A 6798-nucleotide genomic window follows, 5' to 3' on the forward strand; every position below is an offset into this window, starting at 1 on the left:
AACCTTTCAGGGGTGGAGCAGAATTCACAGGGAGGTACCGAAGCGGGCGCGGTGTTCGTCGTCGAGCGCGGCCAGGGAGGTACCCTTGGTCTCGCGCATGAACAGGACCGCGACGATCGAGATCAGTCCGGCGACCGCGACGTAGATCGCGATCGGAACCCAGCTGTCGAAGGTGCGCAACAGCATCGTGGCGATGACCGGGGCGAGGGACCCGGCGAAGATCGCGGTGACCTGCGCGCCGAGGGAGACGCCGATGTAGCGCATGTGCGTGGGGAACATCTCCGAGAGGAGCGCCGGCTGCGGCGCGTACATGATGGCGTGGATGATCAGGCCGACCGTGATCGCACACAGGATGAGCGCATCGGACTTGGTGTCCATCAACGGGAATGCCACGAAGCAGTACACCGTGGCCAGGATCGCGCCGGCGAGATAGACGGGGCGGCGGCCGACCTTGTCGGACATCCAGCCGAACACGAGGATCATCCCGGCGTGAACGATGTGCGAGATCAGCATCAGCGTGAGGATGGTGGAGGTGTCGACGTCGAGCTGCACCTTCAGATACGTCAGCGAGAACGTGACGACCATGTAGTAGAGGATGTTCTCGATCACGCGTGCACCCATCGCGGTGAGCACCTCGCGGGGACGCGCCTGGAAGACACGTTTGATCGCCTTCCACGTGCTCTCCGCCTGCGGCTGCTCCTCGGCGGCGTCCTTGAAGATCGGGGAGTCCTCGACCTTGGTACGGATGAACCAGCCGATGAGGACGATGAAGGCGGAGAAGAAGAACGCCACACGCCAACCCCAGGACAGGAACGCGGCCTCGGGAAGCGCGAAGGACAGTACGAGCAGCACCACGGTGGCCAGCACGTTGCCGAGTGGCGCGCCGACCTGCGGGAAACTGGCCCAGAATCCTCGTTTGTCGTCGGGGCTCTGCTCGGCGACGAGGAGGACGGCGCCGCCCCATTCGCCGCCGATCGCGATGCCCTGCATGAATCGGAGCAAGACGAGGATGATCGGTGCGGCGTAACCGATCTGATCGAAGCTCGGAATGGCGCCGATCAGGAACGTCGAGACGCCGATGACCAGGAGCGAGACCTGCAGCAGCTTCTTGCGGCCGAACTTGTCGCCGTAGTGCCCGAAGATGATGCCGCCGATCGGGCGGGCGACGAAACCGATTGCGTAGGTGAGCAACGCCGCGATCACGCCGTCGAGGGGATTGCCGGTCGCCTTGAAGAACACGTCGCCGAAGACGAGAGCGGCCGCCATGCCGTAGAGGAAGAACTCGTACCACTCGGCGACCGTTCCGGCCATGGAGGCCGCGACGATCCGATGGAAGCCGGCGGGGGTCTTCTGCTTCGGCGTCTCGGGAGCCGGGTCGGTCAACTGTGCAGTCACCGGACCCCCTCCCGGGCGGGAGCGGTGGTTTCGATCGTGCCGTCGACGAGGCGGATCAGGGCCGAGAAGTCGAGCCCGCCGAAGCCGTTGTCGGCGAGCAGGTCCAGTCGTCGAGCAACCTCTGCGATTGCCGAGGCATCGATCCCGTGGGCGGCCGCCGCGTCGAGCGCGAGACCGAGGTCCTTGCGCATCAGGGTGACGGCGAAGCCGCCCGTGAAGTCCCGGCTGGACGGTGCCGACTCGACGGCGCCGCCCACGGGGTAGTAGCTGCGCAGTGCCCAGCTGTCGCCGGTGGAGACGCCGGCGATCTCGATGACCGTTTTCGGTGCGATGCCCAGACGCTGTGCCAGTGCCGCGGCTTCACAGGTGCTCTGCATGTTCGCGGCCAGCATCATGTTGTTGAGCATCTTGGCGCTCTGGCCGGCGCCGAGGTCTCCGGCGTGGAAGATGCGCGTGCCCATCGCCTGCAGGAGCGGGCGAGCCTCGTCGAGGTCCGCTTCCGCGCCACCCACCATGAACGTCAGGGTCGCGTTCCCGGCGCCTGCCGTGCCACCCGAGACCGGGGCATCCAGGAAGCGGCGACCGGTCGCGGAGACGGCCGCGGCGATGTCGACGGCCTCGGCCGTGGCGATCGTGGAGGAGTCGATCACCAGGGCGGCGGGCGCGGTGACGGTGAGCGCGCCGGAGTCGAGGAGTGCGGCACGCACATGATCGCCCTTGGGCAGCATGGTGATCAGAACGTCGGCATCCGCTGCGACGGCGACGGGGGAATCGGTGGTGGGGAGGCCGTGGGCGGTCGCAGCCGCGCGTGCGTCCGGCGAGAGGTCGAAACCGACCAGGTCGTAGCCCGCGCTGTGCAGATTTGCAGCCATCGGCAAACCCATGTTGCCCAGGCCGATCCAACCGATCTTCATGGTGGTGCCCTTCCGTCCAGTGTCGAGCCGTAGGCGTCTACGTCGACCGTGTGGACAAGAGTGAGCTAGATTACAACGCCGGAAAAGGCCCTCTTCGACACACAAGCTGTGCAGCAATGCACAGGCGAGCTGGGAGTCAATATGCGTGCGGACGATCTCGTGGTGCTGCTGGAAATCGCCCGGTGCGGCTCGCTCGTCGGGGCCGCGGCCGCGCTCGGGCTCAACCACGCGACGGTGTCGCGGCGGATGTCGGCGCTGGAGGCGGAACTGCACGCGCCGGTCCTGGTTCGGGGCGTCCAGGGGTGCGAGCTCACCGATCTGGGGCATCGACTGCTGCGCTCGTGTGAGCAGATCGAGTCGGCGCTGACCGACGTGCGCGACCTGGCCAGCACCACGCCGCGCGAACGTGAACTCTCGGGCCTCGTACGGATCGCCACGACGGAGGCGTTCGGTTCGCACTTCATCGCGCCCCTGATGGCCGACCTGCACCGGATCAACTCGGATCTCCTCGTGGAGATCGTCACCCAGACGCGGCTGAGTGCGTTCGGGGCCGGCGCCGACATCGAGATCGGGGTGGGGGAGCCGGTGTTCGGACGGCCGGGCGCCGAGAAGCTGACGGACTACCGGCTGGGCCTGTACGCGTCCGACGCCTATCGGGCCGAACGCGGCATGCCGACGTCACTCGAGGACCTGGACGGACATTCGCTCGTCTACTACATCGAAGGTCTGCTCCGGGTCGAGGACCTCGATGTGCTGACGAAGCTCACCGGCAACCACAAGGTCACCTTCGGCTCGACCAGCGTGCAGGCGCAGACCGCGGCGACGCTCGCCGGTGCCGGGATCGGGCTGCTGCCCGCGTTCGTGGCCGAGCGTGAGCCGACGCTCCAGCGGGTGCTGCCGTCGGACGTCGCGATCACCCTCGAGTTCACGGCCTGCCTGGCGCCGAGGCGGCTACGCCGACCCGCGGCCGCCACGGTGCTGCAAGCGATCAGGGAGATGGTTGCCGAGAGGCAGTCCGAGCTGATGCCGCAGTGGTGAGCCGGTCGGTCAGATGCCCGACGCGAATCTGCGGTGCCGGGCGGCGTCGGCGCGCTCGGTGCTGATGGCGTCGACCAGCCGGGTCAGGCGTCCGAACGTCGGGCCCATCCGCCGCGGGTGGTGGACGATCGCGTCGCAGACGACCCGGCCCGCTTCCTCGGGGCTGAGCGACGCGGCCTTCAGGTATCGATTGTCGGGGGCGACCATCGCGGTCCGCACCAGCGGCATGTAGATGGACGTGAACGTGACGTTCTCACTGAGGGTTTCGCCCTGAAAGCTGGTGGAGACCTCGTCGAGCGCGGCCTTCGAGGCCACGTACGCGCTGTAGCCGGGTCCGCCGAACAGGTTCGCCGCGGACAGCACGTTGATCACCCGCCCGTAGCGGCGTTCGCGCATCCCCGGCAGCACGCCCAGCATCATCCGCACCGCGGCCAGGTAGTTGAGCCGCATGGTGCGTTCGAAATCGTGCGCGCGGTCGTAGGACTGGTCGAGCGGCCGTCGGATCGAGCGGCCCGCGTTGTTGACGAGGATGTCGACGCCGCCGTGGTCATCCAGGATCCGAGCGATCGTCGCCTCGGTCGCGGCCGCATCGTTCAGGTCGCACGGGTACGCGAACGCCTTCCCGCCGCCGGTCACGATCGTCCGGGTGGCCTCGTCGAGTTCGGTCTCGCGGCGGGCGACGAGCAGCACGGTGGCCCCGGCCGCGCCGAGGTCGATCGCGGCGGCCCGGCCGATGCCCGACGACGCCCCGGTGACCAGGACGCGCCGCCCGGTCACCGCCTCGGCGAGCGTGCCGCGTCGGCGGCGGGGAAACGGTCCCCGCGTATCGAGTGCGTGCTTGGCCTGGAACCACCACCCCGTCGAAGTCACGATGTCGGATACTAAGCGATGGACCACCCGGTCAGGCGGTGGTCGCCAGGGCCGCCGCGAGTCCGAACGCGACTGCCATCGCGGCGGATTCGGTCACGGCGCGCCGCAGTGAGGCGTCGGCGCCGATCCGGTGCGCCGCCGCCGGGGCGACCCACGTGCGGCGCAGCCACCATCCGGCCGCGAGCAGCGCGGCCAGCGCGGCGACCTTGGCGAGCACCACGCGGCCGTAGCCGGTGGTGACGAGCGGCCCGATGCCGCCGAGCCGGACGGCGGCATTGATCACGCCGGTCACGGCGAGCACCCACACGCACCGCCACGCGATGGTCGAGTAGCGGGGGAGCAGCGACGCCCACGCGCCGCGTGAACGGGCGGTCAGCGCCAGCGCGGTGAGCATCCCGAACCACGTGGCAGCCGCCAGGACGTGCGCGGCATCGAGCAGCGATCCGAGAGTCTGCTGCGACATGTGCCCGCCGATCGGGCGGGCGATCAGCGCCAGCCCGGACAGGGCCAGCACCGGTGCGGCCGGCCACGGCAGGCTCCGCCGGTACGCGATCGCCGCGACCAGCGTCACCAGCGCGGCGCAGGCGACGGTGACGGCGCCGAGCCGGCCGGCATTGACGATGCGGACGAAGTCGACGACGGTGCCCGGCGCCACCGCGAACCGCGAGCGGCCCTCGGTCTCGGCGGCCTCGAGGACCACCAGGACGCTCTCGGCGACCGTCCAGGCGCCGGCCACCGCGGCGACGGCCTGCCACAGCAGGGCAGGGTCGAGCGCGGGACGGCGCTCGTCGCGCTGCAGCCACTGCCACGCCGCCAGGCCGAACGCGGTGGCGCCCAGCCCGACGGCCAGCACCCGTACCGCGGCGGTGGGCGAGGGGCCGTCAGGGGTGGCGAGGAGCCACGCGAGAGCCACGCCCACCAGCGCGGTGGGGACGGCGAACAGCAGCCGGGCGCGACCGATGTCCGCCGTCCTCATCCGAGTGCCGCTCGGGTCAGTTCTCGCCGCGCGGCTTGCGCAGTGCGAACCACAGGCCGCCGCCGAACACGATGACGGCGGCACCGACGATGCCCCAGATCAGCAGGTTCGGGCCGGAGTCGTCGTCGCTGCTCGACGAGTCCTGTCCGCCGGCCTTCGGGCCGGGCACACCGGTGCCCTCCTGCGTCAGCGTGAACACGCGGGTGCCGCTCACCGGGTGGCCGTCGGCGGAGGTCACGCGGAACGCGATCGTGTACTCGCCGACCGGGCCGAGCCCCTCGAGCGGCACGCTGGCGGTGTCGCCCTGGATGGTCGGGTCGCCCTTGGACCACAGGTTGCCGTCGGGGCCGACGACGGTGAGCGACGCGAACTTCTCCTGCAGCGCCTCGTTGAACTGCAGGCTGACCCGCTCGGGCGCGGTCGCGATCTGGGCGCCGTTGTCGGGGGTGCTGCCGATCACCGCGGAGTGCGCGGACGCCGTGCCGGCGCCGAGCAGCGTCGCGAGCATCGCGACGAAACCGACGGCGACGACGCGGAAACGTCGGATCAGGCGGGGGCTCATGAGCGGCGCCCCCGGATCGTCGCACCGATGCCCAGGGCGGCGCCCAGCGCGCCGAGCACCAGGCCGATACCGCCGAGCCAGCGGGCGGTGGTGTCGGTGGTGTGGGTGTCCTCGTCGGATCCGGCCGACGTGTCGACGGCCGCGTGCGCGTGGTCGTCGCCGCTGCCCGCCGCGAGCGTCAGCGACGGTGCCGGCTTGTCGGGCTCGGACCCGTCGGGGCCGGGCTTCTGATCCCACTGCACGACGTTGCCGTCGTTGTAGGTCTGGGTCGCCGGGAACTCGACCTCGTCCTGCTCGGGCAGCGGTCCCGCGGAGAGCACGAACTGCTGGAACTGGCCGGGGCCGACGCTCACGCCGGGATCGGCCGTCCACGTCACGGCCGTCGCGACGCCGGACGGGTCCTTCTGCACCGTGGACGTCCAGCCGGGCATCGGCTCGGTGCGTGCCGACTTCAGGCTCGGCAGCTGCACGGTGAGTGCGGTGGTGCCGGCGGTGTCGGACTCGGTGGGGACGCGGAAGGTGAGGACGGAGTAGCCGCCCTGCTCGGCGCCGGGGGCGGCGACGGAGACGTGCGCGGAGGCCACGCCGGTCGCGAGCAGCAGTGCGCTGCCGGCGGCGCCCACCGTGAGGAGGGCGCGCGTGATGGTCTTCTTCATCGGGTTCGGGTGTCTTTTCTGTGCGGAGGTACCGGTTCGCGGGTCAGGCGAACAGCGGCGGTCCGCGGCGGGACAACCCGGTGGCGAGCACCGTCAGACGCGGCGCGCGGCGGTTCAGCGGCCGCGGCGCGAGCGTGGGTGCCGACTCGACACCGAGGGCGGGCGGTGCCAGCACTGCCCGGAGGACACGGGTGATGGGCCCGTACAGGCGCTCGGCGCCGAGGACCAGACCCGCGCACACCACGGTGGCCGCGGCGTGCGCGGCAAGCATCGCGGTGACCGGCACGCCCTGGTGGACGTGGCTGTCGGAGGCGCCCGTGAGCGCGAGGTGTCCGGCGCCCTGGCCCGCCGCGAGGGCGGCGAGCAGCGCGGTCCGGCTGCGGCTCA

At 70.6% G+C, this 6798-nt stretch carries 7 protein-coding genes and 1 pseudogene; 1 reads left to right on the forward strand and 7 read right to left on the reverse strand.

The genetic code is table 11. The features are described 5' to 3' along the window. Window positions 1-24: 24 nt before the first annotated feature. Together ABEU20_RS08175 and mmsB are read right to left on the reverse strand one after the other, a co-directional pair. Window positions 25-1395: an MFS transporter gene (locus ABEU20_RS08175; protein ID WP_420163885.1), complete on the reverse strand. Its 1371-nt coding sequence runs from the start codon at window positions 1393-1395 to the stop codon at window positions 25-27. Next, window positions 1392-2414: a 3-hydroxyisobutyrate dehydrogenase gene (gene mmsB, locus ABEU20_RS08180; protein ID WP_420163886.1), complete on the reverse strand. Its 1023-nt coding sequence runs from the start codon at window positions 2412-2414 to the stop codon at window positions 1392-1394. Before mmsB ends, ABEU20_RS08175 begins: the two co-directional genes overlap by 4 nt. Before the next feature lie 36 nt (window positions 2415-2450). Here mmsB and ABEU20_RS08185 point away from each other — a divergent pair, with 36 nt between their 5' ends. After that, window positions 2451-3347, forward strand: coding sequence for a LysR family transcriptional regulator (locus tag ABEU20_RS08185; protein WP_420163887.1), 897 nt, complete (start codon window positions 2451-2453; stop codon window positions 3345-3347). A gap of 9 nt (window positions 3348-3356) precedes the next feature. Here ABEU20_RS08185 and ABEU20_RS08190 read toward each other — a convergent pair whose 3' ends face one another. The 5 genes and pseudogenes from ABEU20_RS08190 to ABEU20_RS08210 all read right to left on the reverse strand — a co-directional run. Beyond that, a complete protein-coding gene (locus ABEU20_RS08190) occupies window positions 3357-4217 on the reverse strand; it encodes an SDR family NAD(P)-dependent oxidoreductase (RefSeq protein WP_420163888.1) in 861 nt (286 codons plus the stop codon). A gap of 31 nt (window positions 4218-4248) precedes the next feature. Further along, window positions 4249-5193, reverse strand: coding sequence for a CopD family protein (locus ABEU20_RS08195; RefSeq protein ID WP_420163889.1), 945 nt, complete (start codon window positions 5191-5193; stop codon window positions 4249-4251). Window positions 5194-5209: 16 nt separating this feature from the next. After that, window positions 5210-5755 carry a copper resistance CopC family protein gene (locus ABEU20_RS08200; RefSeq protein ID WP_420163890.1) on the reverse strand — a complete coding sequence of 182 codons (546 nt, stop codon included), beginning with the start codon at window positions 5753-5755 and terminating at the stop codon, window positions 5210-5212. Further along, window positions 5752-6411 carry a YcnI family copper-binding membrane protein gene (locus ABEU20_RS08205; RefSeq protein ID WP_420163891.1) on the reverse strand — a complete coding sequence of 220 codons (660 nt, stop codon included), beginning with the start codon at window positions 6409-6411 and terminating at the stop codon, window positions 5752-5754. Before ABEU20_RS08205 ends, ABEU20_RS08200 begins: the two co-directional genes overlap by 4 nt. Window positions 6412-6454: 43 nt before the next feature. Further along, window positions 6455-6798, reverse strand: a pseudogene (locus tag ABEU20_RS08210) (hypothetical protein); the annotation flags it as partial.

The organism is Rhodococcus parequi, assembly GCF_046042785.1.
Taxonomy (GTDB): domain Bacteria; phylum Actinomycetota; class Actinomycetes; order Mycobacteriales; family Mycobacteriaceae; genus Prescottella; species Prescottella parequi.

Excerpts from the sequence above, each read along its gene's own strand:
- ABEU20_RS08205 (WP_420163891.1), bottom strand. The coding sequence starts at position 6,411 with ATGAAGAAGACCATCACGCGCGCCCTCCTCACGGTGGGCGCCGCCGGC.
- ABEU20_RS08200 (WP_420163890.1), bottom strand. The coding sequence starts at position 5,755 with ATGAGCCCCCGCCTGATCCGACGTTTCCGCGTCGTCGCCGTCGGTTTC.
- ABEU20_RS08185 (WP_420163887.1), top strand. The coding sequence starts at position 2,451 with ATGCGTGCGGACGATCTCGTGGTGCTGCTGGAAATCGCCCGGTGCGGC.
- ABEU20_RS08195 (WP_420163889.1), bottom strand. The coding sequence starts at position 5,193 with ATGAGGACGGCGGACATCGGTCGCGCCCGGCTGCTGTTCGCCGTCCCC.